This is a genomic window from Pseudomonas sp. 3-2, from assembly GCF_019710535.1.
Lineage (GTDB): Bacteria > Pseudomonadota > Gammaproteobacteria > Pseudomonadales > Pseudomonadaceae > Aquipseudomonas > Aquipseudomonas pharyngis.
This window is the reverse complement of the sequence record NZ_CP081200.1, coordinates 3,593,957-3,620,462: the sequence shown is the minus strand read 5'-3', so window position 1 is coordinate 3,620,462 and position 26,506 is coordinate 3,593,957. Positions and strand designations below refer to the sequence as shown.

The window sequence follows — 26,506 nt, the reverse complement described above, 5'->3', positions numbered from 1 at the left end:
GAGCGGGCTTGCTCGCGAAAGGGCCGTCATGGGCGGTAAAGATGTGCATGCCCCGCGCGATACAGCGACGACTCGCTAAAGTGATCGCTACCCAACACCCGCCCAACCAGAATCAACGCCGTACGCCGAAACCCCTTGGCGGCAACCTTCGCGGCAATATCCTCCAGCGTCCCGACCGCCCAGTCCTGATCCGGCCACGTCGCCCGGTGAATCACCGCAATCGGGCAATCCGCGCCGTAATGCGGCAGCAGCTCAGCCAGGATTTTCTCCAGATGATTGACCCCCAGATGAATCGCCATGGTCGCTCCGTGCTGCGCCAGACTGCCGAGCTCTTCGCCAACCGGCATTGCGGTCTTGTCCGCATATCGGGTCAAAATCACGCTTTGCGAGATGTCCGGCAGGGTCAGTTCAGCGCCCAACAGCGCGGCGCACGCGGCGGTAGCGGTCACACCGGGAATGATCTGGAACGGAATATCCAGCTCGCGCAAATAACGAATCTGCTCGCCAATCGCGCCATACAGGCTCGGATCGCCCGAATGCACCCGCGCCACGTCCTGGCCCTTGGCATGGGCGGTCTTGATCAGGTCGATGATCTGTTCCAGGTGCAGTTCGGCGCTGTTGACCACGGTTTCCGCGCAATGACCTTCCAGCACCGCCGTCGGCACCAGCGAACCTGCGTAGATGATCACCGGGCAACTGCGGATAAGCCGCTGGCCTTTGACAGTGATCAATTCCGGGTCGCCGGGGCCGGCGCCGATGAAGTAAACGGTCATCGTTGGATCCTGTAGAGAAGGGGCAGGGCGGTGCGTCACAAGCCCTTCAGATGAAGAATGCTCATGATCGAAAGCGCGAATTATCGGGATTTTACGCTGCGCCGGCCAATGCCAGAGTTGCCTGGGCGTATTTTTGCCGGGGTATCAGCAGTTTTGCCGGGCCGCTGATCAACTGTTCGGCGAGCGCCAGCGCGGCACTTTCCGCTACGCCGTAGCAACCGGTGCGTTCGAAGGCAATCTGTGAATGATGGCTCAGTCGTTGCTGATAACTGGCCAGTTCTTCGCTGCTGAAATACAGCAACGGCAGCGCCAGTTGGGCGGCGAGTTCCTGCAGGCCAGGTTCGTCGCGCTTGAGGTCGATGCTGGCCAGCGCCTTGACCTTCTCCAGATCAATTCGATGTGCCTGTAATGCCTGATCAAGCAAGGCGCGCAGCGTGCTGGCCGGGCAGCCGCGCTGGCAGCCCAGGCCGACCACGAAGGTCGGCGCTGCGCTGTCATCGGTCATGCCTGGTACTGACCTTCGCTTTTGCGGCGGAACAACCACGCGCTGATCAGGCCCAGGGCCAACCAGAACGCGACGTTGGTCAACTGCGAAGCGATTTTGAACTGAGCTTCGAGGGCTTCCGGGGCGAGCATCGAGTGCACTTCCGGTTGCGGCGCGCCGATCACGTGCGGCACGGCAAGGATCGCCACGCCGAGGATCTTCATCAGCCAGTGACGGCTGAACGCAATCAGGGCCAGACCGACAGCGGTGGAAGCGGCGGTGCCGATCCACCACATCTGACGCGAGGCCAGATCCGCGGCGGCGGTGCCCGGCAGCTCAGGTGGCAGGCCCAGGGTCGGTGCAAGCACGAAAGTCGCATAACCGGCCAGGCCCCAGAGCAGGCCTTGCGAGGTTTTGGTCGGCGCACGCAGGGTATACAGGCCCGCGAGCATCAGGGCAAAACCCACGGCAACCACCAGATTGCCGCCGGTGGTGGACACCACGCGCTGCCAGCCGTCTTCCGGCTCCCAGGCTTCGGCATCGTGGGTGTGGGCGGCAGTGCCGGCAGCGTGTTCGTGAACTTCGGCAACCGGTTCGGCTTTCTCGAAGGTTTCGGCCTGCAGAATCAGCGGTGATACCCAGAAGCTTTGCAGCAAGGTCAGGAGCAGGGCAGCCAGAAGGCCGGTGAAACCCGCGGTCTGCGCAATACGCTTGATCATGTCGTCAGGTCTCAGTGGCACGGAAACGCAGCGCTGTGGCGGGTATCGTGAGCAGCATTGTGCACCGCTTCGATGTGCGAGAAACCGGCGAAATACACCAGGCACGCACCGAGGATCGACGCGCAGACGGCGGCGGTCAGGCGTTGGCTCAGGGTGGTGGTGCTGGAGATCTTGTCCGAATTGCTGCCGGTGCTGCTGATGATCGACATGGCGCTTCCCTCTGGAATGTCAGCGGGTGAATAGAGCGCATGAAAACCCCTGCGGCCGCGCACGCAGAGGTTCGAACAGCGCCCGCCCACCGCGGGTTTGTCAGGTTCAGTGGCGCAAGGATGCGCACTGTGTGTTGCGGGCCGGTCTCCGGGCTCGCGAGGGGTGGCTGTCTGCCGACCTGCAAGCGTCACCTTCCCATGCCTGTGGGCACAGTGGATCTGACGCTTCGCTCGCTTACCGTTGCGGGGGCAGCACCGGACTGACATGGCTTTAGAGTAAAGCACATGATTCACCGGTTTCCCGTTTCACCCTGTGAGGGGCACCCGTAACAAGTTGTGTAGGAGAGCATGGGCGGGGGATTTGAGTCAATTGGGATCGGGATCGGGATCGGGATTGGGATTGGGATTGGGATTGGGGGCAGATCCGTTGCTGCGGTTATGGCTGCTTAGGGTTCCGCCCTTACGGCGGGTCACTTTTGGCAAACGCGGTGCGTGTCAAGGCACCTGTCGCCTTGTTCCAATCGTTGTTAGCCAGTTGAGCCCTTAAAGTCAGGGCGCTCTGGGTTTAAATACACCGCATCAGCTAGTTTCCAGTTGCGTGTCCGAGTGCTCCAACGGCTCGGATTAGCTTTCCTGGCATCCTCATAAAGCGCTGCTCTTGCTTGTAATAGCATCGTCGCTTTGCCTTCGTGCCTCTCGTTTGGCGTCACGTATTTCAAAGCGCTATGGCGATGATCTTCGTTGTACCACTCGATGAATTTCTGCACCCAAAGCCTCGCATCAATGACCGTATCAAATGGTTGATCCGGCCAGAGCGGGCAGTACTTTGCAGTGCGGAAAAGTGCCTCTGCATATGCGTTATCGTTACTTACCCTTGGCCGGCTAAAAGAAGGCTCGACGCCAAGTGCAACCATGCTTTCACGCAGCAAAGAACCTCTCATCACGTGTCCGTTATCCGAGTGCAGCACCAGCGGGCGACCCGCTGTATGTTCACGTAAGCATCCCTTTCTAAGCAGCTCGCATGCGTGTTCGGCGCATTCCACTTCGTGCACTTCATTGGCGACCAGTTTGCGGCTGTAGACATCCTTGACCATGTACCAGTAGAAAAATCGACCTCTGACGGTGCTTGGCAACCAAGTGATATCCCAGCACCACACCTGGTTGGGGCCATCGGCACAATGCGTCGTCAGCACCCTACGTTTCGGGGCTTTGGTTCGGCCGCGACGCACGTTTTGATGAGCCGCTTTTAACACTCGGTAAAACGTCGATTCCGAAGCCAGATAGATGCCTTCATCGGCCAGTTTGGGGACGATCTGGTGCGGAGTAAGGCTGGCGTAGCCAGCCTGATTGGCAGCATCAAGTACCGCTTGGCATTCCGACTCACTGAGCTTGTTAGCCGGAGCTGCCCGTTTAGCCAGCAGTCGCCCATCACAGTCAGCATATCGCCAGCGCTGGACTGTACGCAGGCTCAACCCCAACTCATTGCAGGCTCGATATCGACGAGCGCCGCTCTGCACTGCGTCTGCAATCAACTTCATGGCTTGCGTACGATCAGCGGCGTTAATCAGTCTTCCTTGTCCTTGCCCCAGATCGCATTGGCTTTTTTTCTGAGCTCCAGCAAGGCCACCGCCTCCGCACGTCCGGCATCTGACTGGATCAATTGACGCTCGAGTATTTTGATACGCCGTTGCTCGGCCGTTTTAGAGGTTCGAGAGTTGAGATCAACGACCGGATTGGCGTTTTGACAGGCCAGTCTCCACTGCTGAATTTGCTCAGGGTAAATGCCCTTTATTCGGCAATACTGAGAAATTTCCACCTCGCTCAACGGCGCGGTTTCCATAACAGCATTGAATTTATCGGCGCTAGACCATTGGTCACTGGTTTTGCCGTTTCCTGGAACGATCAAGCCTTTGTCTCTGGCCATTTGTCTCCAGTTTCGCAGCGACTGTGGCGTGAGATTGAGTGCAACGGCAAGTTCTGCCACTGACCGATTAAAGGGCGGCATCATTTGCAAAACGACCCAGTCTTTGAAGTCGCTGTCGTAGCGCTTGCCTAAATTGGACATTGTTATGCACCTTCACCCTCTTGAATGAACGAGTCAATCAACAAGGGCGACAGGTAGCCTGACACAGAGGGCGTTTGCCAAAAGTAACCAAAAGGTCTCTAACCCTGACGTACGGCCCCTCGCTTAGGCTCGGGGTTCCTTCGCTCCGGGATTGATCCGGGGGCATCGCCTACGGTTTGCTTCGCTGCACCTCCTCTCGATGCATGCGGCTGCGCCGCACGGTCGCTGCGCTCCCACCCCCGGATCAATCCCTCCACTCAGCCTGCCGACGGGCCCTGCGATCAAAAGCGGTACTCGAGCTAACGCTCATCGTGGTGAGTGGTGAGGAGCGGGGGCTCTTGATCTGGCTTCTGCTCTGGCTCTGGCTTTTGATCTTTAGCCCCTTCGGCAGGCCGAGCGGAGGTGTCCATCAGGGGGTAGGCGCGCAGCGCCGTGCGGCGAAGCCGCATACATCGAGAGGAGGTGCAGCGAAGCAAACCGTAGGCGATGCCCCCTGATGGACACCGTAGCGAGGGAACACTGAGCCTAAGCGAAGTGCCGTACGCCGGGGCAAAAGCCTTTTGCTTACTTTTCGGCGTTTGGAAAAGTGAGTCGCTGTAAGAGCGAAACCATAAGAAGCCGTTACCGCAGCAACGGATATACACACAAAACCAAAAGGCCACGCCCATTGACCCATCACGAACCCATGCGTAGCCTTGCGCTTTCGAGGTTCTTCGGCCCACGCCGAAGCTAAGAAGGGAACGCGGTCCAAGCCGCGGCTGCCCCCGCAACTGTGAACGGTGCTGTTCGCTGCCACGCCACTGCCAACTCCATCCAGAGCCAGCGGGAAGGCGCAGCGAATACCGGGCCAAGGCCCGAACACCGTCAGCCAGGAGACCTGCCTCGTCACAGATTCTCACTTTCAACCGGGCGGGGTGATCCGGTGGCGAACTCTCCAGGCACGCACCCGCGTTGCCGGTCTCGTCCCGTATGCCCGCCACCTTGCCAAAGGGCATCCGATGAAAACACTGGCCAAACTCCCCGTCACCATCGTCACCGGCTTCCTCGGCTCGGGCAAAACCACCTTGCTGCGGCACATGCTCGACAACGCCCAGGGCCGCCGTATCGCGGTGATCGTCAACGAGTTCGGCGAGCTGGGCATCGACGGTGAAATCCTCAAACAATGCACCATCGGCTGCACCGAAGAAGAAGCCACCGGCCGCGTCTACGAACTGGCCAACGGCTGCCTGTGCTGCACGGTGCAGGAAGAATTCTTCCCGGTGATGCGCGAACTGGTGGCCCGTCGCGGCGACCTCGACCACATCCTGATCGAAACCTCGGGCCTGGCCCTGCCAAAACCGCTGGTACAAGCCTTCCAATGGCCGGAAATCCGCAGCGCCTGCACCGTTGACGCGGTGATCACCGTGGTCGACAGCCCGGCCGTGGCCGCTGGCACCTTCGCCGCGTTCCCGGATCAGGTCGATGCCCAGCGCAAACTCGATCCGAACCTGGACCACGAATCGCCGCTGCACGAACTGTTCGCCGACCAACTGGCCAGCGCCGACCTGGTGATCCTCAACAAGGCCGACCAGACCAGCCCTGAAGACCTCGCGCGCGTCCGTCTGGAAGTCGCCGAAGAACTGCCGCCAGCGGTAAAAATCATCGAAGCCAGCAACGGTCGTCTGCCGTTGGACGTGCTGATTGGTCTGGGCGCCGGTTCCGAAGAACACATCGACAGCCGCCACAGCCATCACGATCACCACCACGGTGAAGGCGATGACGATCACGATGACCACGATCACGACGCCTTCGACTCGATCTCCATCGAACTGCCGCAAGCCGACGAGAGCCTGTTGCTCGACGCGCTGACGCAACTGGTGGTTCAACACGGCATCCTGCGGGTCAAAGGTTTCGCGGCGATCCCGAACAAGCCGATGCGCCTGCTGATCCAGGGCGTGGGCACGCGTTTCGACAAACACTTCGACCGTCAATGGGGCGCCGATGAGGCACGCGTGACGCGTCTGGTGTTGATCGGTCAGGAACTGGATGCCGCTCAACTCGAAGCGCAACTGCGCGCCGCGCTCAGCGTTTAAGCCATGCACCTGCTCAGGACCCAGCCCGGCGGTTTCGTGTCGGACGACAACATTGCCGACCTCGGACAAACCCCCGCCGAGCTGGTGATCCTGTGCAGCGGCGATTCCAGCCTCGCGCTGCTCGCCGAAGCCGCGCAGCAACTGCCCGAGGATTACCCGAGCGTGCGCCTGGCCAACCCGATGCAGGTGCAGAACCATGCGTCGGTCGACCTCTACGTCGATGAGGTGCTGCGCCACGCCAAGGTGATTCTGATCTCGCTGCACGGCGGCATCGCTTATTGGCGTTATGGCGTCGAGCGGCTGGTCGAGTTGTCCGAACGTGGCGTGCAGTTGATTCTGGTGCCGGGCGATGACCGTCCCGACCCGGAGCTCAGCGACTTGAGTACCGTGGGCGCAGAGGATCGCGACCGGCTCTGGCAGTTTCTGCGTCAGGGCGGCATGGACAATGCGCTGGACTTTTTCCGTTGCCTGGCCAGTCGCTGGCTGGCGCGGGATTACGTGTGGGGCGAGCCGCAAACGCTGCCGCGCACGGCGATTTATCACCCGAACAAAAACACCGCCACACTGAGTGACTGGCAAGCCGATTGGCTGCCCGGTCAACCGGTGTCGGCGGTGTTGTTTTATCGCTCGCATTTGCAAGCGGCCAACACGGCGTTTATCGACGTGTTCTGCCAACGGCTTCAGGCGGCCGGACTCAATCCGCTGCCGATCGCCGTGGCCAGTTTGAAAGAGCCTGGCTGCCTGTCGGTGGTCGAGGACTGGCTGGATGAAGTCGAGGCCTCGGTGATTCTGAACACCACCGGTTTCGCCCAGTCCAGTCCGGAAGCGCCGCATCTGCGGCCGTTCCGTCGCAACATTCCGGTGATCCAGGCGATTTGCGCCCAGGACAACGAGCCTGGCTGGCGCGAGAGCGAGCAGGGCCTCGGCCCCCGGGATCTGGCGATGCACATCGCCTTGCCGGAACTGGACGGCCGGATTATCAGTCGGCCGATCAGCTTCAAGGATCTGGCCTGGCGCAGCGAGCGCAGTCAGTCCGACGTGGTGTGTTATCGGGCCCAACCCGAGCGCATGGATTTCGTCGCCGAACTGGCGCGGCGCTGGGTCGATCTGGCGCGGGTGCCGAACGCTGAAAAGCGCATCGCCCTGATCCTCGCCAATTACCCGACCCGGGATGGGCGCATCGGCAACGGCGTGGGCCTCGACACGCCGGCCGCTGCGCTGAATATCCTGCGGGCATTGCAGGCCCAAGGTTATCCGCTGCCCGCCGAACTGCCGGACAGCGGCACCGAACTGATCCGGCAACTGCTGGGTGGTGTCAGCAATGATCTCGACACCCTCGATCAGCGCCCATGCCAGCAAAGCCTGGCGATGAATGATTACCTGTCGATGTTCAACGCACTGCCCGAAGCCAACCGCACGGCAGTGCTGGAGCGCTGGGGCTCGCCGCAAAATGATCCGATGTGCCGGGACGGGCGGATGATGATCGCCGGCCTGCGTTTTGGCCTGACTTTCGTCGGCATTCAACCGGCGCGGGGTTATCAGGTCGATCCGAGCGCGGTGTATCACGACCCGGATCTGGTGCCGCCGCACGCATACCTCGCGTTCTATTTCTGGCTGCGCCAGACCTACGGCGCCCATGGCGTGATCCACGTCGGCAAGCACGGCAACCTCGAATGGCTGCCCGGCAAAGGCGTGGGCCTGTCGGAGAACTGCTGGCCGGACGCACTGCTCGGGCCGCTGCCGAACATCTATCCGTTTATCGTCAACGATCCGGGCGAGGGCGCCCAAGCCAAACGTCGCACTCAGGCGGTGATCATCGACCACCTGATGCCGCCGCTGACTCGCGCCGAAACCTATGGCCCGTTGCGTAATCTGGAACTGTTGGCTGACGAGTATTACGAAGCTCAGTTACTCGATCCGCGCCGCGCCCGGGAGTTGCAGCGCGACATCCTGCAACTGGTGCGTGACACGCAGATCGATCGCGAACTGCAACTCGATGAAGCCCTCGACAGCGATGCCGATGCGGCGATCTGGCTGCCGCGTCTGGATACCTATCTGTGTGATCTGAAGGAATCGCAGATCCGCGATGGCCTGCACATCTTCGGCGAGTCGCCGACCGGGCGTTTGCGCATCGACACCTTGCTGGCGCTGCTGCGGATTCCGCGTGGGGATGGCAAAGGGGCACAGTCGAGTCTGTTGCGGGCGCTGGCCAAGGCGTTTCAGTTGGGGTTCGATCCGCTGGATTGTGCACTGGCTGATTCCTGGACCGGCCCGCGCCCAATGGAACTGCAATCGCTGAGCGATGAAGTCTGGCGCACGGCGGGGGATACTCGCGAACGTCTGGAGCTGTTCGCAGCGCATTTGATTGAACAGGCTCTCAACCAAAATCAAGCCTTGCACAATCCCTGTGGGAGCGGGCTTGTCCCCGGGCGGCGATCCGACGAAGGCGTCGTGTCAGTCAATATTTCTTTCACTGACATATCGCTTTCGCGGGCAAGCCCGCTCCCACAGGGACCGCGCTGGGCTGAAGTCAGCGCGATCATTGAGAACCTCCGCGAAGTGATCGCCCCACGCCTCGATGCCTGCGGCCCGGCCGAAATGCGTGGCCTGCTTGATGCCCTGAGCGGCCGCTTCGTCCCGGCCGGCCCGAGCGGCGCCCCCAGTCGCGGCCGCCTCGATGTGCTGCCCACCGGGCGCAATTTCTATTCGGTGGACGTGCGCAATCTGCCGACCACCACGGCCTGGCGAATCGGCTTCCAGTCGGCAACCCTGATTCTCGAGCGACACCTGCAGGATCACGGCGATCACCTGCGCCAACTCGGCCTCTCTGTGTGGGGCACCGCGACCATGCGCACCGGCGGCGATGACATTGCCCAGGCCATGGCGCTGATGGGCGTACGTCCGGTGTGGGCCACCGGCAGTCAGCGGGTCGATGATTTCGAGATTCTGCCGCTGAGCCTGCTCGACCGGCCTCGGGTCGATGTCACGCTGCGGGTCTCAGGATTCTTCCGCGACGCGTTCGCCAACCTGATTCGCCTGTTCGACGCCGCCGTACAAGCCGTGGCCGAACTGGACGAGCCGGATGACCTCAACCCGTTGGCCGCCAAGGTACGTGCTGAACGTGAGGCGTTGCGTCAGTCGGGGCTGGATGACGAGGCTGCCCGACGTCAGGCCGGCTGGCGGATCTTCGGTGCCAAACCCGGCGCTTATGGCGCGGGTGTGCAGGGCGCCATCGACGGTCGTCTGTGGCAAACCCGAGAAGATCTGGCCGAGGTTTACTTGAATTGGGGCGCCTATGCTTACGGTGGCTCCGATGAGGGCACCGCCGCCCGCGAGCAATTCGTCCAGCGCCTGAGCCAGGTGCAGGCCGTGCTGCAAAACCAGGACAATCGCGAGCATGACCTGCTCGATTCCAACGACTATTACCAGTTCCAGGGCGGCATGCTCGCCGCCGTGGAAAGCCTGCGCGGCGAAGCGGCGGCCAGTTATCACGGCGATCACAGTCAGCCGGACCTGCCAAAGATCCGCACCTTGAAAGAGGAACTGAACCGGGTCATCCGCTCCCGGGCGGCGAATCCGAAATGGATCGACGGGGTCAAGCGCCACGGCTATAAAGGCGCATTCGAACTGGCGGCGACGGTCGACAACCTGTTCGCCTTCGACGCCACCACGCAACTGATCGACGACCATCAGTACGCCTTGCTGGCCGATGCGTATCTGCTGGACCCGGCGACCCGCGAGTTCGTGCGCGAGCATAATCCCCACGCACTGCGCGACATGACCGAACGCATGCTCGAAGCGCAGCAGCGCGGGATGTGGCAGGCACCGGGCGCCTACAAAGAGGCGCTGGAAAGCCTGCTGCTGGACATAGAAGAAGAGAGCTGAGACTGAACATGACCGACACCCCGCATTTCCCGCTCTCCGCCGTGGTTGGCGCCGATGATCTGAAACTGGCGCTGTACCTGACGGCCATCGACCCGAAGATCGGCGGCGTGCTGATCGAAGGCCCGCGCGGCATGGCCAAGTCGACGCTCGCCCGGGGCCTGGCGGATCTGTTAGCCAGCGGTCAGTTCGTCACCTTGCCGTTGGGCGCCACTGAAGAGCGACTGGTCGGCACGCTGGATCTGGACGCGGCGTTGAGCGACGGTCGTGCGCAGTTTTCTCCCGGCGTTCTGGCGAAGGCTGACGGCGGCGTGTTGTACGTCGATGAAGTGAATCTGCTACCGGATCATCTGGTGGATTTGCTGCTCGATGTGGCCGCCAGCGGCACTAATCTGATCGAGCGCGATGGCATTTCCCATCGGCACTCGGCGAAGTTCGTATTGATCGGCACGATGAACCCGGAAGAGGGTGAATTGCGTCCGCAATTGCTGGATCGCTTTGGTTTGAACGTCGCCCTGAGCGGTCAAACGGCGCCGGCCGAGCGTGGGCAGATCATCCGGCGTCGACTGGATTTCGACAGCGATCCGCAGGCGTTCTGTGCGCAGTGGGAGGCTGAACAGCAAGCTCTGCGTCAGCGCTGCGAGAACGCCCGCAAGGTTTTACCGGGCATCCCGCTGGATGACGCGGCGCTGGCACAGATCACCGAGCGCTGCTTCGCGGCGGGCGTCGACGGTTTGCGCGCCGATCTGGTCTGGCTGCGTGCCGCGCGGGCGCATGCGGCGTGGCGCGGTGCGGACGCCATCGCCGAGCAGGATATCGATGCGGTGGCTGAGTTCGCATTGCGTCATCGTCGTCGCGAACAGTCCTCCTCCAGTGCGCAGCCACCGGCGCAATCACCGTCCGGCTCCCAGACTGATCCAAGCGAAGGGCAGGGACAGTGGGGTGAAATGCCGGCGCCGGCACTGGCTACCGGCGCACGCCGCGAAGTCCCGGCCTGGCCGCCACACCTACAAAAAAAGCCTTAGGCATTCGCCCCCGATCCGACGCGGGGGCGAATGCCAGACCCCGCGCCGGACGCCTCGATAACGGCCGCCAGGGCAAGCGTCATGCCGCTCGCAATGGCTCGGTGAACTGGCCCGGTACCTTGCTCAATGGCCGCCCGAAAACCCGGGCGGATCTGCTGTTTCAACTGCGCACCCGCACACCCCATGAACTGTGGCTGGTGATCGTCGACGCCTCCGCTTCGACCCGTCGCCATCAAGCCTTGAGCGATGCCAAGGGCGTGCTTGCGCAACTGTTCGACGACGCTTATCGGCAGCGGGCACGCCTTGCGTTGCTGACCGCAAGCGGCGCCGCGCCGAAATGGCAGGTGCAAGGGCTAAAGGCTTCCAGCGGGTTGCGTGCGTGGCTCGATGGATTGGGTGCGGGAGGCGGCACGCCTCTGTTGGCAGCGCTGACGGAAGCCGGGCATTGGCTGACGGTGCGGCGCAAGCGTTTCCCCGCTGAACAGCAACGGTTGCTGGTGATCACCGATGGTCGTTTGAAAGACTGGCCGCAACTGCCAGCACTCGCGTGTCCGGGCCTGTTGATCGATATCGAGCGCGGGCCGATCCGGCTGAAGCGCGCAAGGCAATTGGCGACCGCACTGGACGCGGATTACCGGCATATCGACGAGTTGTTGTCGGTCTGAGGACTATGCTGCAGTGAGGCCAAATCACAAGGAGTGAATCATGCGCGTACTGGTCGCCAATCCGCAGGATGATTTTCGCGTCAAGGCCTACGCCGGCACCAACGGTGTGCTGCTCGCCATGGACCTCGCCGAACCCCGGCGCAAAGGCCTGCTGGGGTTTGCCATCGAGAAACAGCAGGGCGACAAACCGTGGTTGTTCCTGTTCAACAGCCTGACTTTTCCCGGCAAGGCCCATACCTTCGCGCAGTTTCACGCCACGCCGAGCGACAAGGCGCCGTTGCAGAAATTTCGCTGGGCCGATTACGCGGTCAATCCAGGCATGACGATTCACTACCGCGTGCACCTGGCGTATGGCACGCCGGATGCGCTGCAACTCGGTGAGGCGCTGGAGCTGACGATCCGCTCCGACGACGGTCATCCCGCCAATCAGAGCGTGATCTTCAATCGTGCTGTGGCAGCGAGCCAGGCGTTTCAGCGCAAATTCCCCGATCTCGACGCACAGATCAGTGCCAACAAAAACCTGCCCATCGAAGCCTGGCCCGATGCGGCGCGTCAGTGGCTGGAGAACGGTCTGCTCGGGCGCCTGCAAGGCTTTATCGAACGAGCGGTGGACGCTCAGTGGGCGCTGGACATCGCGATCTACGAATACCAGTTGCAAGCCATTATCGACACGGTGAACGCGGCGTTCGATCGAGGTGTTCAGGTGCGCGTGCTGTATCACGCCCGGCCAGACGACGAAGACACCACGATCAATGAAGCGAGTCTTGCGAAACTGCCGGCGACCAGCAAGCGCGGGCGGGTCACCCACAATATTTTCCATAACAAGTTCATCGTCCTCAGCCGCCTCGACGGAGGCGGCGAGCGTCAGCCGCAAGCGGTGCTGTGCGGCAGCACCAACTTCACCGCCAACGGCGTGTACCGCCAGGCCAACGTGGTGCATGTGCTGGACGATGAGGCGATCGGTACGAGTTACCTGAAAACCTTCGAGCAGATCTGGGCTGAGCCGGCGGACGTCGGCGCCACCCGCGACTGGATTACCCAACACAACCCGATGAACCCGGCGCAACCCCTGTTCGCCGGGTTCTCCCCGCGCACCGGCGGCGCCGACTTGCGGGAGTTCGTCGATATCATCGAGGGGGCGAAAAAAGACCTGCTGTTCGTCACCGCATTCGCCTTGCCCGACGCGATTCTCAACGCGTTGCTCGGCCAGCCCCACGACGACATACTGCGTTACGGCCTGCAAAACACGGTCAGCCGCATCACCGGCTTCCACGCCGACCGAACCGCCGAATTCGCCGCCACCGCGTTGCTCAACACCGGGCTGGAAGGCTGGCTGCGGGAGAACATGAAAGGCCAGAAAGGCAACCTGCTGGTGCACACCAAAGCGGTGGTCACCGATTTCACCAGCGACAGCCCGACCCTCATCAGCGGCAGCCATAACCTCAGCACCTCCGCCAGCAACGGAAATGACGAGAACTACCTGATCATTCGCGGTGACACCGATCTGGCGGACCGTTACGGCCTGGAACTGCTGCGGTTCTACGAGCATTACCGTTTTCGCTACTTCGCGAAGAAACTGGCGTTGAAGCAGGTACAGCCGTTGGCGGCGGATGACAGCTGGACCAACGACTACTACGTCGAGGACGATCTGCGCCAGTTGTCTCGCCTGCGGTTTTCCGGGCGTTAGCCCTTGCGCATCCGTTGGCTGCCGATGCTGACGAGAGCGGCGATAGGCAGGCGGCGTACAGATTTTGAAATGATTTCCAGCTGTAGGAAAAGTCATCAGAGCCTGTACGCTTCAAGGCCTTTTTTCATTCAGGATTTGCATGAACACCCTCTCGGAGCCTCCCAGTTCTATTCCAGGAACCCCGTTCCCCTCGCGCCACGGCGCGGTCTTGACACACTTCCAGCATCCAGTCTTCCGACTCCCGACTATCGTTGTTGGCGCAGCCTTCGAGCTTTCGCGTCGCACTTTGCCGTGTCCGGCAGCCTGAATTCACTGAAGAGAGACAGAAACAGATTATGGAATGGTTAGCGGATCCCACGGCATGGCTGGGCTTGTTGACACTGATCGTGCTGGAACTGGTACTGGGTATCGACAACCTGGTGTTCATCGCGATCCTGGCGGACAAACTGCCGCCGCATCAGCGCGACCGCGCACGCATCATCGGCTTGAGCCTGGCGCTGATCATGCGTCTGGGCCTGTTGGCGAGTATTTCCTGGCTGGTTACCCTCACGCAGCCGTTGTTCGAGGTGTTCGACAAGAGCTTCTCCGGCCGTGACCTGATCATGCTGTTTGGTGGTGTGTTCCTGTTGTTCAAGGCGACCATGGAATTGCACGAACGGCTGGAAGGCCATATCGGCGAGCGTTCGACCAACGCCGCTTATGCGCTGTTCTGGCCGATCGTGGCGCAGATCGTCGTGCTCGACGCGGTGTTCTCCCTGGACGCGGTGATTACTGCCGTGGGCATGGTCGATGAACTGGCGGTGATGATGATCGCGGTGGTCGTGTCCATTGGTGTGATGATCGTTGCCAGCAAGCCGCTGACCCGCTTCGTCAACGCCCACCCGACGGTGATCATGCTGTGTCTGGGCTTCCTGATGATGATCGGTTTTGCCCTGACCGCTGAAGGCCTGGATTTCCACATACCGAAAGGTTATCTGTACGCGGCCATTGGTTTCTCGATCCTGATCGAGATCTTCAACCAGATCGCCCGCGCTCGTCGCAAGCGCTCGATGCAGGGCTTGCGCCCGATGCGCGAGCGCACGGCCCATGCGGTGATGCGTCTGTTGGGTGGTCGCAAACTGGCGGCGGAAGAGGTCGGCGAGGAGATTTCCGACTTGCTGGACAACGGTGAAGCGCCGAGCGCGGAGCTGTTCGACCGTCGCGAGCGGGTGATGATCAGTGGTGTGCTGCAACTGGCCGAACGACCGATTCGCGCCTTGATGACAGTGCGCGCCGATGTCGATCACATTGATCTGGCGGATGACGCGGAGGCTATTCGCACGCGACTGATGCATTCGTCCTACTCGCGCTTGCCGCTGATTCGTAACGGCGCGGTCGATGAGCCGCTGGGCTTCGTGCACAAGAAGGAACTGCTCAAGGAGTATCTGGCCGGCAACGAGCCAAACCTTGAACACCTGGCGCGCAAGACCGTCAATCTGCTGGACAGTTATTCGATCCTCAACGCACTGGAACAAATGCGTGCGGCCTCGACCCACATTGCCTTTGTGGTGAATGAGTTCGGTGACTTCGTCGGTGTGTTGACCATGACCGACATTCTCGAATCGATTGCCGGTGAATTGCCCGATGCCAGCGAAATCGCCGGCCCCGACGTAGTCGAGGAGCAGGGCGGGTACATCGTCAATGGTGCGCTGAACCTGACCCGCATCCGCGAGCACACCGGTTTTCGCGCTGAGCCGACCGAGGATTACCAGACCCTCGCCGGGCTGGTGATGAGCCTGCTGGATCGCCTGCCGATGAAGGGCGATCGACTGGAACATGAAGGCTGGGGCATGACCGTAATGGCGGTCGAAGAACGTCGCGTGACGCGAGTGTTGCTGGTGCGTGAGGCCTGATGGCCTCACTGATGTCAGTTCGAAGGCCTCCAGTACCTGAGTCAGCATCTCGCGATGCTGACCGGTGGAGCAGATGTTGAGTGTGATGTCGGGCCACTGACGCAGTATCCGGGCCAGCGGAGCCATTTTGATGGCCTCCGGGCGAGTACCGAAAACCATCATGACTTCAAAGGACATTGACCCTTCCTGGACGTAGCATGGCTGCGACCCGAGGGCCGGCAGCACTCATCTCTTTCTGAGAAATAAAGAAAAGCAGCCGGATGGGAGCTTGTCCAATCCGGTCTCGAGGCTAGTTGTTACAGATCAATAGGAGCGAAGGTGCAACTGCCTGATGGCGCTTGGATTGCACTTTCAGGAAAGGTTCCACCGTTTTGCGCGGTGGACGGTGCAGAGGGTGCGGAGGGTGTGACGCAGCCAGTTCAGGTCATGGGCCGATTTGCGCGGCGCAGCGGGGTGTCGGGTTTTGCCGAGGAATTGGGTGAAGTCGTGCAGGAGGGATTCTTCCGAACCGATGCCTTTCAGTTTTTTGACCAGAACGCCTTCCTTGTAGAACAACACGGTCGGTGTGCCCGTGACATCCGGATGCCGACACGACTGTGCGGTATCGAGCATGAAGATATCCATCCAGGCCCGAAAGGGCTTGGCGATCTCGAGAAAAACGGGGCTGGAAAACACGCAGGCAGCGCAATGCTCATTGAAGAAATACAGGACGACAAGACGCCTGGCTTTCAAGACTTTCCGGTACGTCGGGGGCAACGCTGAATATCGAGTCGGTGTCGTCATTGGAGCCTCCTGGTCAATGAGTCTGGAAGGCCTTTGAAGTTAAAGCAGTGCAAAACGGCGGTCTACTGTCAGAAATTACAGGTAGGTCCCGCAAAGGATGATTTCGTCCTACTTTGATGCAAGAGCATTCCCTCAGAAGACTCAGATCCGTGGAGGCCAGGCAGCTGGTATCGTTTTTCAGGCATTTATCAAAGGAGCTTCTGATGGGCAGCGATGCAGGTTTGAAAGCAGTTTCCGTAGTACGAATCGATGAGGCACTTATGAATCGCCTTGAGGATCTGGAGCTGATAGCTCTCTGCAAGGAGCGGGAAAATGATCCGAACATAAAAGTTTCGATAGACGACCTTTGAGCTTGGTTCTCGGAGATAAACGCTGCCCCTGAATCGATCACCCGTGCACCGACTGGGAACCTGTTACCCGCATTGTTGTAGCCAACGGTAGCGCACGCTCCGCTCTCTCGCTGTTTCTCTATTTTTCCGTTTTACGTATCTCTTTGATTCCTGTGAATTTTCAAATGGGTGCAGATTCCCCGCGAATCCTGTGGCACACTTTCTGCTGTCTATTCCGTAGTAACAAACCGTGTTCCGGTATAGCGGAATAAACAATCCTTTGGAGTGCTTGCCATGCATCGCCGACCTTCCTTGTTCAACGCGTGTGTTTTTGTTCTCGCGGCTTCGTCCGCTGTCATGGGTATGGCCCAGGCGGCCGACAGCAAGCTCGACAGCGTCCTGGCCCGTGGAAAACTGATTGTGGGCACCGGCAGCACCAATGCGCCGTGGCACTTCCAGGGTGCGGACGGCAAGTTGCAGGGCTTTGATATCGACATCGCCCGGATGGTGGCCAAAGGTCTGTTCAATGATCCGAGCAAGGTCGAGTTCGTGGTGCAGTCATCCGATGCGCGGATTCCCAACCTGCTGACCGACAAGGTCGACATGAGCTGCCAGTTCATCACCGTCACCGCCAGCCGTGCGCAGCAAGTGGCGTTCACTCTGCCGTACTACCGCGAAGGCGTCGGCCTGCTGCTGCCGAACAACAGCAAGTACAAGGAAATCGAAGACCTGCAGGCCGGGGGCGACGGCGTGACCGTGGCCGTGCTGCAGAACGTGTACGCCGAGGAGCTGGTGCATCAGGCGCTGCCCAAGGCCAAGGTCGATCAGTACGACAGCGTCGATCTGATGTATCAGGCGGTGAACTCCGGCCGCGCCGATGCCGCCGCCACCGACCAGTCTTCGGTCAAATACCTGATGGTGCAGAACCCTGGCCGCTACCGCAGCCCGACTTACGCCTGGAGTCCGCAGACCTACGCCTGCGCCGTCAAACGTGGCGATCAGGACTGGCTGAACTTCGTCAATACCGCGCTGCATGAAGCCATGACCGGCGTCGAGTTCCCGACTTATGCCGCCTCGTTCAAGCAATGGTTCGGCGTCGATCTGCCATCGCCTGCCATCGGTTTCCCAGTCGAATTCAAATGATCCCGTGAGAGTGGGGCGCCCTGATGCGCCCCGCTCAAGGTACTGCCGACCATGAACTATCAGTTGAACTTTGCCGCCGTGTGGCGCGATTTCGACACCTTGCTGGCGGGGCTCGGTCTGGGCCTCGAACTGGCGCTGGTGTCGATCGCCATCGGCTGCGTGATCGGCCTGCTGATGGCGTTTGCCTTGCTGTCCAGGCATCGCGCCTTGCGGGTGCTGGCATCGGTGTATGTGACGGTGATCCGTAACACGCCGATTCTGGTGTTGATTCTGTTGATCTACTTTGCGTTGCCGAGCCTAGGGATCCGGCTGGACAAGATCCCGTCGTTCATCATCACCCTGTCGCTGTATGCCGGGGCGTACCTGACCGAAGTGTTCCGCGGCGGTTTGTTGAGCATCCCCAAGGGCCAGCGTGAAGCCGGGCTGGCCATCGGTCTGGGCGAGTGGCAGGTGAAAGCCTACGTCACCGTGCCGGTGATGTTGCGCAACGTGCTGCCGGCGCTGTCGAACAACTTCATTTCGCTGTTCAAGGACACCTCGCTGGCCGCTGCGATCGCGGTGCCGGAGCTGACCTATTACGCGCGCAAGATCAACGTCGAGAGCTACCGGGTGATCGAAACCTGGCTGGTGACCACGGCGTTGTATGTCGCGGCCTGTTACCTCATTGCCATGCTGCTGCGTTACCTCGAGCAGCGTCTGGCAATCCGCCGATAGGAGGCTGCGATGTACGAATCCCCCAGTTGGTTGCATGAGTTGTGGATTGCCCGTGAAGCCTTGTGGCAAGGCTTTCTGACCAGCGTGCAGGTGTCGGCGCTGGCGATTCTGTTCGGCACCGTCATCGGCGTATTCGCCGGGCTGGTGCTGACCTACGGCAAGTTCTGGATGCGCGCGCCGTTCCGTTTTTATGTCGATCTGATTCGCGGCACCCCGGTGTTCGTGCTGGTGCTGGCGTGCTTTTACATGGCACCGGCGCTCGGTTGGCAGATCAGCGCGTTTCAGGCCGGTGCACTCGGGCTGACGCTGTTTTGCGGCTCCCACGTCGCCGAGATCGTGCGCGGTGCGTTGCAGGCATTGCCACGCGGGCAGATGGAAGCCGGCAAGGCCATCGGCCTGACGTTCTATCAGTCTCTCGGTTACGTGCTGTTGCCGCAGGCGCTGCGGCAGATCCTGCCGACCTGGGTCAATTCGTCCACGGAAATCGTCAAGGCGTCGACCTTGCTGTCGGTGATCGGCGTGGCCGAGCTGTTGCTCAGCACCCAGCAGATCATCGCCCGGACGTTCATGACCCTGGAGTTTTATCTGTTCGCCGGTTTTCTGTTCTTCGTCATCAACTACGGCATCGAATTACTCGGCCGGCATATTGAAAAGCGGGTGGCCCTGCCATGACTCAAGCTCAAGTTTCCAACCTCCAGAACGCTCAGCCGCTGCTGGACATCCGTGGCCTGCACAAGCAATACGGCGCGGTCGAAGTGCTCAAGGGTGTCGACCTGAACATGCAGCGCGGCAACGTGGTGACGCTGATCGGCTCCAGTGGCTCGGGCAAGACCACGCTGCTGCGTTGCGTGAACATGCTCGAGGAATTTCAGGGCGGGCAGATCCTGCTCGACGGCGAATCCATCGGCTATGACGAACTCAACGGCAAACGCGTGCGCCACCCGGAAAAAGTCATTGCCCGTCATCGGGCGATGACCGGCATGGCGTTTCAGCAATTCAACCTGTTCCCGCACCTGACCGCGTTGCAGAACGTCACGCTCGGCCTGCTCAAAGTCAAAAAGATGCACAAGGACGAAGCCGTGGCCCTGGCCGAAAAATGGCTGGAGCGGGTCGGTCTGCTGGAACGGCGCAATCACTTTCCCGGCCAGTTGTCCGGCGGTCAGCAGCAGCGCGTGGCGATTGCCCGGGCGATTGCGATGAACCCGAGCCTGATGCTGTTCGACGAAGTCACCTCGGCCCTCGATCCGGAACTGGTCGGCGAAGTGCTGAACGTGATCAAAGGCCTGGCCGAGGACGGCATGACCATGTTGCTGGTGACCCACGAAATGCGTTTTGCCTTCGAGGTATCGGACAAGATCGTTTTCATGAATCAGGGGCGCATCGAAGAGCAGGGGCCTCCCAAGGAACTGTTCGAGCGTCCTCAATCGCCGCGGCTGGCGGAATTTCTCAAAAGCACGCGGTTCTGACTTTTCACTTTTTCAATCAGGAGAAACACCCATGAGCATTACTCGTTACGGCACCGGCAGCACCGCCGCTGGCGGCCAGCCGCGTCCATTCGCCCGCGCCGTTGAAGCCGATGGCTGGCTGCATGTTTCCGGGCAGGTGCCGGCGGTGGATGGCGAGATCATTGTGGGCGGCATCGTCGAGCAGACGCACCAGACCATGAAAAACCTGATCGCGATTCTCGAAGAAGCCGGTTATGGCCTGGAAGACGTGGTACGTGCCGGCGTGTGGCTGGACGATCCGCGGGATTTCAGCAGTTTCAACAAGGTCTTTGGCGAATACTTCAAGCCCGAACACGCACCGGCCCGGGCCTGTGTGCAGGCAAGCATGATGGTCGACTGCAAGGTCGAGATCGACTGCATTGCGTACAAGAAAAAGGCCTGATCAGTACGCGGATCGTTCCCACGCTCTGCGTGGGAATGCCTCAAGGAACGCTCCGCGTTCCAAAGGACGCAGAGCGTCCCTGGCTGCATTCCCACGCGGAGCATGGGAACGATCTTTCGCGATAAACTCCCGGCACTTTGAATGGGGAACCACTGAAATGACCGAAGACACCATCAAGCGCCGGGCACGCGGTCTGGACCGGGCGTTCGATATCCTCGATTTCCTCAAGGAAATCGGCCAGCCACTGCGCCCCAACGACATCGCCAACGGCATCGGCAGCCCGAAATCCACGGTCTACGAACTGGTGGCGTCATTGCTCGAGCGGCGGATCCTGGAGCCGGTGGGCAAGGACGGTCACGTCTATCTCGGTCGTCAGCTGTACTTCCTTGGGCAGGCGCATTTGCGTCACTTCGACCTCAGTCGCGAGGCCGATCACGCGCTGCAGGAGATCGTCAGCCAGACCCGGGAAACCGCGCAGATGTGCCTGCTCAACGGGCGCAAATACACGGTGGCGCTGATGAAGGAGGGCGAGCGGCATTTCCGCATTTCTTCCGATATCGGCGAAAACGCGCCGATCCCGTGGACCGCCTCGGGACGCCTGCTGCTGGCGCACTTGAGTGACCAGCAGATCAGCGATTTGATCGACCCCGACGACTTCATCCTGCCGGATGGCGAACGCCTGCCGATGGAGACGTTTCTGGCGGAAATCCGTCAGGCCGGCATCGACGGTTTCTTCTCCTTCGACAGTGTCGCCGACACCTTCACCCACTGCTTCGCCGCCCCGGTCAAAGACCCTCAAGGCGTTGCCATCTGCACCCTGTGCATCGTCGCCCCGCGCGCCGATGCCAAGACCCATTACAACGACTATCGCCGGGTCTTGATCGAGAGCGCCAACAGCCTCGCCCGGCGAATCAACGAATAACCGCGCCTGCCTGCGGGCGCGACTGTGAGGAGTTCGACCATGACGACTGCCAACAACACTGCTGCCGTGGAAAAGGGCGATGCCGCCGTCGGCGCGCAACTGGTGCGTGACATCAGCCTGCCGGCGCTGGTGCTGCACCGCGAAGCGCTGGAGCACAACATCCGCTGGATGCAGAAATTCGTCTGCGACAGTGGCGCCGAACTCGCGCCCCACGGCAAGACCAGCATGACCCCGGCGCTGTTTCGTCGTCAGCTCGACGCCGGCGCGTGGGGCATCACCCTGGCCAGCGCCACCCAGACCCGCGCCGCATACGCCCACGGCGTGCGCCGGGTGTTGATGGCCAACCAACTGGTCGGTACGCCGAACATGGCGTTGATTGCCGACCTGCTGGCGGCGGATTCGGGCTTCGATTTCTATTGCATGGTCGATCACCCGGACAACGTCGCCGATCTGGGCGCTTACTTCGCGTCGCGTGGCGTGCGGTTGAACGTGATGATCGAGTACGGGGTGGTCGGTGGCCGTTGCGGTTGCCGCAGCGAGCAGGAAGTCATCGAACTGGCCAAGGCCATCGGTGCGCAACCGGCGCTGGCCTTGACAGGTATTGAGGGCTACGAGGGCGTGATCCATGGCGATCACGCCGTCACCGGCATCCGTGAATTCGCCGCCTCGCTGGTGCGTCTGGCGGTGCAGTTGCAGGACAGCGGCGCGTTCGCTATCGCCAAGCCGATCATCACCGCGTCGGGTTCGGCTTGGTACGACCTGATTGCCGAATCGTTCGAAGCGCAGAACGCTGGCGGACGTTTCCTCAGCGTGTTGCGTCCCGGTAGTTACGTGGCCCACGACCATGGCATTTACAAAGAGGCGCAGTGCTGCGTGCTCGATCGTCGCAGTGACCTGCACGAAGGGCTGCGTCCGGCGCTGGAAGTCTGGGCCCACGTGCAGTCGATGCCGGAGTCGGGGTTTGCCGTGATTGCCCTGGGCAAGCGTGACGTGGCGTTCGATGCCGGGATGCCGGTGCCGTTGCTGCGTTACAAGGCCGGTGTGCTGCCGGCGGTGGGCGACGATGTCGGTGCCTGCAAGGTGACGGCGGTGATGGACCAGCACGCGTTCATGACCGTGGCGCCGGGCGTGGAATTGCGCGTGGGCGACATCATTTCCTTCGGCACTTCCCACCCGTGCCTGACCTTCGACAAGTGGCGCGTAGGGCTGCTGGTGGACGAGGAGTTGTCGGTGATCGAAACCATGGAAACCTGTTTCTGATGAACACGCTCAGTCCGTTGGGTCCGAACAACCCGCGCATCGCCCTGATCGGCGAATGCATGATCGAACTCCAGCAACGTGCCGATGGCAGCCTGCAACAGAGCTTTGGCGGGGACACGCTGAACACGGCGGTGTATCTGTCCCGCGCCATGGGCGACAAGGCGCAGGTCGATTACGTCACGGCGCTGGGTGATGACAGCTTCAGTGATGCGATGTGCCGCAGTTGGGCCGATGAAAACATTGGCCTGGATCTGGTCCAGCGCTTGCCCGGTCGTTTGCCTGGCCTGTATTGCATCCAGACCGACGCTGCCGGGGAGCGCCGCTTCCTTTACTGGCGCAACGAAGCCGCCGTTCGCGACTGCTTCACTACGCCAGCGGCCGCACCGATTCTGGCGGCGCTGCCGGATTATGACGTGTTGTATTTCAGCGGTATCACGCTGGCGGTACTCGGCACACAGGGCCGTGAAAAACTGATTCAAACCTTGATCGAAGCCCGTCAGCGTGACGCGCGAATCGTCTTCGACAATAACTATCGGCCGCGACTGTGGGCTTCAGTGGAGGCGGCGCGGGCGGCGTATCGCAGCGTGTTGCCCCATGTCGATCTGGCATTGCTGACGGTGGACGACGAGCAGGCGCTGTTTCATTTCGAGGACTGTGACGCGGTGTTTGCAGCGTACGCGCAGATCGGCACGCCGGAAGTGGTGCTCAAACGCGGTGCCGAAACGTGCTTGATCCGTTGCGACGGGGAAGCGTTTGAAGTGCCGGCGCAGAAGGTCGAGAAAGTGGTGGACACTACGGCGGCGGGGGATTCGTTCAGTGCGGCGTATCTGGCGAGTCGTTTGCTTGGGGGGAGCCCGAGGGAAGCGGCGCAGGCCGGTCATCTGCTAGCGAGCCACGTTATTCAAGTACCCGGAGCTCTGATTCCGAAGTAATCGGTGAATGGCCGATTGCCGGGCAATCGGATCGCGAGCAGGCTCGCTCCCTCAGTGATTGTGTGTCGTTCACGATTTGTTTGTGGGAGCGAGCCTGCTCGCGATTGGCCCTGAAGCCAAACACTTAATCGCGGTAAAACACCTGCACCAGGTGATAGCCGAACTTGCTCTTGATCGGCCCGTGCACCGTGCGCAGCGGCTTTTTGAAGATCACCGCATCGATCGCGCCGACCATCTGTCCCGGCCGCACTTCACCCAGGTCGCCGCCGCGCTTGCCGGACGGACAGGTCGAAAACTTCTTCGCCAGCACATCGAACGCTTCACCATTGGCGATGCGTTGTTTGAGTTTTTCAGCCTCTTCGGCGGTTTTCACCAGAATGTGGCGGGCTTGGGCTTTCATCGTGCAATACCTGTAGCGGGGTGACGGCGGGGCGCGGATTATGCCTCAAGTCACGGGTTTTGGCTGATCATCGTGCGGATCTTGCCGGCCAGCTGTTCGATGGAAAACGGTTTGGCGACCATGTCCATACCGTCTTCGAGGAAGCCCTGGCGTTCGGCGGCTTTCTGCGCGTAACCGGTCATGAACAACACTTTGAGCCCAGGACGATGCTGGCGGGCGATCTCAGCCAGCTGCCGGCCGTTCATGCCTGGCAGGCCGACGTCGGTCACCAGCAGGTCAACCCGCATGTCCGACTCCAGCAGCGGCAGGGCACTCCTGGCGTCTTCGGCCTCATGGGCGCGATAACCCAGCTCCTTGAGCAGGTCCATCACCAGCATGCGCACCGCCGGATCGTCCTCGACCACCACCACGGTTTCGCCGGTCGCGGGGGTGGGTGTCTCGCTGACCGTTTCCGCCAATGGCTGCTCGGGTTCGGGCGCGTGGAGGCGCGGCAAGTACAGCCGCACGCAGGTGCCCTGGCCAGGCAGGCTGTCGAGGCTGACGTGTCCACCCGATTGCTGGGCAAAGCCATAAATCATCGATAACCCGAGCCCGGTGCCTTGCCCGATGGGTTTGGTCGTAAAGAACGGATCGAACGCCTTGGAGCGCACAGAAGGCGTCATGCCGGTGCCGTTGTCGCTCACCGCGAGCATCAAGTAGTCGCCGGCCTTGACCGGTTCGAGGGTGGTGATGTCGTTGCCGTCGAGGTAGACGTTAGCGGTTTCGATTAATAGCTCGCCGCCGTCGGGCATGGCGTCGCGGGCGTTGATCACCAGGTTGAGCAGGGCGTTTTCCAGTTGGCTGACATCCGTACTGACGGACCAGACATTGTCGGCGAGGCGCAACTTGAGCTCGATCGGATCACCCTTGGTGCGGCGGATCAGGTCTTCCAGCGAACGGATCAGTTCGTTGACGTCGAGGGTCTTGCGATCCAGCGACTGGCGCCGGGAGAACGCCAGCAGACGGTGGGTCAGTGCCGCCGCGCGGTTGGCCGAGGACACCGCCGCGTCGGTGAAACGGCCGATCTCATCGGCGCGGCCATTGGCGATATAGCGCTGCATCAGGTCGAGGCTGCCGATGATGCCGGTCAGCATGTTGTTGAAGTCGTGGGCGATGCCGCCGGTGAGCTGGCCGACCGCTTCCATTTTCTGCGCATGGCGCAGAGCGTCTTCGGCGCGTTCGCGTTCGAACATCTCGTTCTGCAAACGCTGGTTGGCCTGGGCCAGTTGTTCGGTGCGCGCACTCACGCGTTCCTCAAGGGTTTCATTGAGGTTGCGCAGGGCTTCTTCGGTCTTTTTACGTTCGGTCTCGTCGATCACGAAGATGTAGAAACCGTTCACCGCACCGTCCGCACCGTGGCGCGGCAGGTAGTTCATCAGGGCGTGCCGCTGACTGCCGTCGCGGTGCGGCGTGTACAGGCTGAACGAGCAAGGCCGGCCGGCCAGGGCTTCGGCGATGTACGGCGCCCGCAGGAAATAGGCCTCTTCGCCGATCACCTCGCGGATCGTGCGACCGTACAGCTCTTGAGGCGTGAGCCCGTACCAGTCGAGGTACGCGGCGTTGTTCAGGCGAAAGCGTTCTTCGTGGTCGACATAGCTGATCAGGATCGGCATGGCGTTGATGATCAGTTGCAGCTCGGTCTGGCTTTGGCGCAATGCCTGTTCGGTGTGCTTGCGCTCGGTCAGATCCAGCGCGGCGCCTAGAAAACGCATCGGCCGGCCATGATGATCCTTGTAGCAGCGCCCGCGGGCGAACACCCAGCGCAGCTCGCCATTGGCTTGCAGTAACCGGTATTCCTCGGCGTATTCGGTGCCGTGGGTGATGCAGTGCTTGATGCTGCGGGCAATCATTGCGCGGTCTTCGGGGTGCACGCCTTGCAGGTATTCGCTGATCGGCAACTGACCGGCCAGCGCCGGATCGATACCGTGCAACTGGGCGAAATGTGCATCGGCGATGAAGCGGTCTTCGCCGATGTCCCAATCCCAGGTGCCGACCGCATCGGTGGCTGCCAGCGCCAGTTGCAGGCGCTCTTCGCTTTCGCGCTGGGCCTTGAGGCTGTCTTCGGAACGCTGCTGCAGTTCCAGGGCGATGCGCCGGCGTTCGTTGGTTTCGATGGCGGTGACCAGAATGCCAGCCACTTGCGCGCTTTCATCGCGGATCGGGCTGTAGGTCAAATCCAGCCAGAAGTCGGAATCCTTGCCGTCCCGTTGCAAGGTGAAGCGCCGTTCGCTGTAGGTTCGCACCTGTCCTTGTAGGACTGCGCTGTAAATCGGGTCGGTAAAGTCTCGAAGTTCCGGCCATATCTGGTGTGCCGGCTGTCCGAAAGCGTGCGGATGCTTGCTGCCGGCCAGCAGCGCAAAGCCGTTGTTGTAGATCTGGGTCAACTGCGGACCCCACAACAGCAGCATCGGCATCGGCGAGTGAATCACGATGTCCACCGCGGTGCGCAAGCTCTGTGGCCAGGTGCCGGCCGCGCCCAGCGGGCTGCGGCTCCAGTTGGTGCGGGCAATCAATGCCTGGGCGTCGTTGGTGTTTGGTACAGCGTTCATCACATCAATCCTGAGCATCGGTCGGTGAGGCGGCGTCTACTATCCTAGTGCGGTAGACGCTGTAAGGCCCGTTGC

23 protein-coding genes, 1 pseudogene and 2 riboswitches are annotated in these 26,506 nt (G+C 61.1%); of the genes and pseudogenes, 15 read left to right on the top strand and 9 right to left on the bottom strand.

What is annotated here, in order from left to right; all coding sequences use genetic code 11:
• Positions 1-26 precede the first annotated feature (26 nt).
• From cobM to K3819_RS16245, 5 genes are all read right to left on the bottom strand, one after another.
• A complete protein-coding gene (gene cobM, locus K3819_RS16265; protein ID WP_064597028.1) occupies positions 27-773 on the bottom strand; it encodes a precorrin-4 C(11)-methyltransferase in 747 nt (248 codons plus the stop codon).
• 91 nt (positions 774-864) lie between these two features.
• Positions 865-1,278, bottom strand: a complete 414-nt coding sequence (locus K3819_RS16260) for a cobalamin biosynthesis protein (RefSeq protein WP_039768823.1) — start codon at positions 1,276-1,278, stop codon at positions 865-867.
• Positions 1,275-1,976 (bottom strand): CbtA family protein, encoded by a 702-nt coding sequence (locus K3819_RS16255; protein WP_039768821.1) that lies wholly within the window; start codon positions 1,974-1,976, stop codon positions 1,275-1,277. The genes K3819_RS16260 and K3819_RS16255 overlap by 4 nt, the downstream gene beginning before the upstream one ends.
• Before the next feature lie 11 nt (positions 1,977-1,987).
• Complete coding sequence (locus K3819_RS16250; RefSeq protein ID WP_007959524.1) at positions 1,988-2,185, bottom strand: CbtB domain-containing protein; 198 nt, start codon at positions 2,183-2,185, stop codon at positions 1,988-1,990.
• A gap of 121 nt (positions 2,186-2,306) precedes the next feature.
• Positions 2,307-2,528, bottom strand: a riboswitch (cobalamin riboswitch).
• Between the two features lie 184 nt (positions 2,529-2,712).
• Positions 2,713-4,250, bottom strand: a protein-coding gene (locus K3819_RS16245) for an IS3 family transposase (protein ID WP_139834536.1) whose coding sequence is annotated in 2 segments (ribosomal slippage) — positions 2,713-3,800 and positions 3,800-4,250 — 1,539 coding nt in all. Because the reading frame shifts where the segments join, the coding sequence is not laid out codon by codon here.
• Positions 4,251-4,939: 689 nt separating this feature from the next.
• Positions 4,940-5,150: riboswitch (cobalamin riboswitch) on the top strand.
• A gap of 98 nt (positions 5,151-5,248) precedes the next feature.
• Here K3819_RS16245 and cobW point away from each other — a divergent pair.
• From cobW to K3819_RS16215, 6 genes are all read left to right on the top strand, one after another.
• A complete protein-coding gene (gene cobW, locus K3819_RS16240) occupies positions 5,249-6,322 on the top strand; it encodes a cobalamin biosynthesis protein CobW (RefSeq protein WP_064597024.1) in 1,074 nt (357 codons plus the stop codon).
• A 3-nt stretch (positions 6,323-6,325) separates the two neighbouring features.
• Complete coding sequence (gene cobN / locus K3819_RS16235; protein ID WP_221397462.1) at positions 6,326-10,207, top strand: cobaltochelatase subunit CobN; 3,882 nt, start codon at positions 6,326-6,328, stop codon at positions 10,205-10,207.
• Between the two features lie 8 nt (positions 10,208-10,215).
• Positions 10,216-11,229 carry an ATP-binding protein gene (locus K3819_RS16230; protein WP_221397461.1) on the top strand — a complete coding sequence of 338 codons (1,014 nt, stop codon included), beginning with the start codon at positions 10,216-10,218 and terminating at the stop codon, positions 11,227-11,229.
• Positions 11,230-11,231: 2 nt separating this feature from the next.
• Entirely contained in the window at positions 11,232-11,894 is a 663-nt protein-coding gene (locus K3819_RS16225; RefSeq protein WP_221399712.1) for a VWA domain-containing protein, read from the top strand.
• Between the two features lie 40 nt (positions 11,895-11,934).
• Positions 11,935-13,581, top strand: coding sequence for a phospholipase D-like domain-containing protein (locus K3819_RS16220; protein WP_221397460.1), 1,647 nt, complete (start codon positions 11,935-11,937; stop codon positions 13,579-13,581).
• Positions 13,582-13,916: 335 nt separating this feature from the next.
• On the top strand, positions 13,917-15,473 hold the full coding sequence (locus K3819_RS16215; RefSeq protein WP_221397459.1) for a TerC family protein: 1,557 nt from the start codon (positions 13,917-13,919) through the stop codon (positions 15,471-15,473).
• Positions 15,474-15,485: 12 nt separating this feature from the next.
• Here the strand turns inward: K3819_RS16215 and K3819_RS29475 are convergent.
• Together K3819_RS29475 and K3819_RS16210 are read right to left on the bottom strand one after the other, a co-directional pair.
• Positions 15,486-15,650, bottom strand: a pseudogene (locus K3819_RS29475) (UDP-N-acetylglucosamine 2-epimerase (non-hydrolyzing)); the annotation flags it as partial.
• A 174-nt stretch (positions 15,651-15,824) separates the two neighbouring features.
• Positions 15,825-16,256 carry a co-chaperone YbbN gene (locus K3819_RS16210; RefSeq protein ID WP_221397458.1) on the bottom strand — a complete coding sequence of 144 codons (432 nt, stop codon included), beginning with the start codon at positions 16,254-16,256 and terminating at the stop codon, positions 15,825-15,827.
• A gap of 203 nt (positions 16,257-16,459) precedes the next feature.
• Between K3819_RS16210 and K3819_RS16205 the strand changes: the two genes are divergently transcribed.
• The 9 genes from K3819_RS16205 (at position 16,460) to K3819_RS16165 (ending at position 23,443) form a co-directional block, all read left to right on the top strand.
• Complete coding sequence (locus K3819_RS16205) at positions 16,460-16,606, top strand: hypothetical protein (protein ID WP_221397457.1); 147 nt, start codon at positions 16,460-16,462, stop codon at positions 16,604-16,606.
• Positions 16,607-16,879: 273 nt separating this feature from the next.
• Positions 16,880-17,728, top strand: coding sequence for a transporter substrate-binding domain-containing protein (locus K3819_RS16200; protein ID WP_064381340.1), 849 nt, complete (start codon positions 16,880-16,882; stop codon positions 17,726-17,728).
• Positions 17,729-17,779: 51 nt separating this feature from the next.
• A complete protein-coding gene (locus tag K3819_RS16195) occupies positions 17,780-18,442 on the top strand; it encodes an amino acid ABC transporter permease (protein WP_007960243.1) in 663 nt (220 codons plus the stop codon).
• A 9-nt stretch (positions 18,443-18,451) separates the two neighbouring features.
• Entirely contained in the window at positions 18,452-19,114 is a 663-nt protein-coding gene (locus K3819_RS16190) for an amino acid ABC transporter permease (RefSeq protein ID WP_007960241.1), read from the top strand.
• Positions 19,111-19,908 (top strand): amino acid ABC transporter ATP-binding protein, encoded by a 798-nt coding sequence (locus tag K3819_RS16185; RefSeq protein WP_085610448.1) that lies wholly within the window; start codon positions 19,111-19,113, stop codon positions 19,906-19,908. Before K3819_RS16190 ends, K3819_RS16185 begins: the two co-directional genes overlap by 4 nt.
• Before the next feature lie 31 nt (positions 19,909-19,939).
• A complete protein-coding gene (locus K3819_RS16180) occupies positions 19,940-20,329 on the top strand; it encodes a RidA family protein (RefSeq protein WP_007912330.1) in 390 nt (129 codons plus the stop codon).
• Between the two features lie 157 nt (positions 20,330-20,486).
• On the top strand, positions 20,487-21,251 hold the full coding sequence (locus tag K3819_RS16175) for an IclR family transcriptional regulator (protein WP_085695953.1): 765 nt from the start codon (positions 20,487-20,489) through the stop codon (positions 21,249-21,251).
• A gap of 39 nt (positions 21,252-21,290) precedes the next feature.
• On the top strand, positions 21,291-22,511 hold the full coding sequence (locus K3819_RS16170; RefSeq protein WP_221397456.1) for an amino acid deaminase: 1,221 nt from the start codon (positions 21,291-21,293) through the stop codon (positions 22,509-22,511).
• Positions 22,511-23,443, top strand: coding sequence for a sugar kinase (locus K3819_RS16165; RefSeq protein ID WP_221397455.1), 933 nt, complete (start codon positions 22,511-22,513; stop codon positions 23,441-23,443). The genes K3819_RS16170 and K3819_RS16165 overlap by 1 nt, the downstream gene beginning before the upstream one ends.
• A 124-nt stretch (positions 23,444-23,567) precedes the next feature.
• Here K3819_RS16165 and K3819_RS16160 read toward each other — a convergent pair whose 3' ends face one another.
• Together K3819_RS16160 and K3819_RS16155 are read right to left on the bottom strand one after the other, a co-directional pair.
• Entirely contained in the window at positions 23,568-23,843 is a 276-nt protein-coding gene (locus K3819_RS16160) for a peptidylprolyl isomerase (RefSeq protein ID WP_007952044.1), read from the bottom strand.
• Between the two features lie 50 nt (positions 23,844-23,893).
• The gene (locus K3819_RS16155; RefSeq protein WP_221397454.1) at positions 23,894-26,431 is read right to left on the bottom strand and encodes a PAS domain-containing protein; all 2,538 of its coding nucleotides are present in this window, start codon (positions 26,429-26,431) and stop codon (positions 23,894-23,896) included.
• Positions 26,432-26,506: the final 75 nt, after the last annotated feature.

What these genes read in the sequence shown, in the direction of transcription:
- K3819_RS16260 (WP_039768823.1), bottom strand. Translation starts at nt 1,278, where the DNA reads ATGACCGATGACAGCGCAGCGCCGACCTTCGTGGTCGGCCTGGGCTGC.
- K3819_RS16175 (WP_085695953.1), top strand. Translation starts at nt 20,487, where the DNA reads ATGACCGAAGACACCATCAAGCGCCGGGCACGCGGTCTGGACCGGGCG.
- K3819_RS16230 (WP_221397461.1), top strand. Translation starts at nt 10,216, where the DNA reads ATGACCGACACCCCGCATTTCCCGCTCTCCGCCGTGGTTGGCGCCGAT.
- K3819_RS16255 (WP_039768821.1), bottom strand. Translation starts at nt 1,976, where the DNA reads ATGATCAAGCGTATTGCGCAGACCGCGGGTTTCACCGGCCTTCTGGCT.
- cobW (WP_064597024.1), top strand. Translation starts at nt 5,249, where the DNA reads ATGAAAACACTGGCCAAACTCCCCGTCACCATCGTCACCGGCTTCCTC.
- K3819_RS16185 (WP_085610448.1), top strand. Translation starts at nt 19,111, where the DNA reads ATGACTCAAGCTCAAGTTTCCAACCTCCAGAACGCTCAGCCGCTGCTG.
- K3819_RS16215 (WP_221397459.1), top strand. Translation starts at nt 13,917, where the DNA reads ATGGAATGGTTAGCGGATCCCACGGCATGGCTGGGCTTGTTGACACTG.
- cobM (WP_064597028.1), bottom strand. Translation starts at nt 773, where the DNA reads ATGACCGTTTACTTCATCGGCGCCGGCCCCGGCGACCCGGAATTGATC.
- K3819_RS16170 (WP_221397456.1), top strand. Translation starts at nt 21,291, where the DNA reads ATGACGACTGCCAACAACACTGCTGCCGTGGAAAAGGGCGATGCCGCC.
- K3819_RS16210 (WP_221397458.1), bottom strand. Translation starts at nt 16,256, where the DNA reads ATGACGACACCGACTCGATATTCAGCGTTGCCCCCGACGTACCGGAAA.
- cobN (WP_221397462.1), top strand. Translation starts at nt 6,326, where the DNA reads ATGCACCTGCTCAGGACCCAGCCCGGCGGTTTCGTGTCGGACGACAAC.
- K3819_RS16205 (WP_221397457.1), top strand. Translation starts at nt 16,460, where the DNA reads ATGGGCAGCGATGCAGGTTTGAAAGCAGTTTCCGTAGTACGAATCGAT.
- K3819_RS16180 (WP_007912330.1), top strand. Translation starts at nt 19,940, where the DNA reads ATGAGCATTACTCGTTACGGCACCGGCAGCACCGCCGCTGGCGGCCAG.
- K3819_RS16190 (WP_007960241.1), top strand. Translation starts at nt 18,452, where the DNA reads ATGTACGAATCCCCCAGTTGGTTGCATGAGTTGTGGATTGCCCGTGAA.
- K3819_RS16160 (WP_007952044.1), bottom strand. Translation starts at nt 23,843, where the DNA reads ATGAAAGCCCAAGCCCGCCACATTCTGGTGAAAACCGCCGAAGAGGCT.
- K3819_RS16155 (WP_221397454.1), bottom strand. Translation starts at nt 26,431, where the DNA reads ATGAACGCTGTACCAAACACCAACGACGCCCAGGCATTGATTGCCCGC.
- K3819_RS16195 (WP_007960243.1), top strand. Translation starts at nt 17,780, where the DNA reads ATGAACTATCAGTTGAACTTTGCCGCCGTGTGGCGCGATTTCGACACC.
- K3819_RS16165 (WP_221397455.1), top strand. Translation starts at nt 22,511, where the DNA reads ATGAACACGCTCAGTCCGTTGGGTCCGAACAACCCGCGCATCGCCCTG.
- K3819_RS16220 (WP_221397460.1), top strand. Translation starts at nt 11,935, where the DNA reads ATGCGCGTACTGGTCGCCAATCCGCAGGATGATTTTCGCGTCAAGGCC.
- K3819_RS16200 (WP_064381340.1), top strand. Translation starts at nt 16,880, where the DNA reads ATGCATCGCCGACCTTCCTTGTTCAACGCGTGTGTTTTTGTTCTCGCG.
- K3819_RS16250 (WP_007959524.1), bottom strand. Translation starts at nt 2,185, where the DNA reads ATGTCGATCATCAGCAGCACCGGCAGCAATTCGGACAAGATCTCCAGC.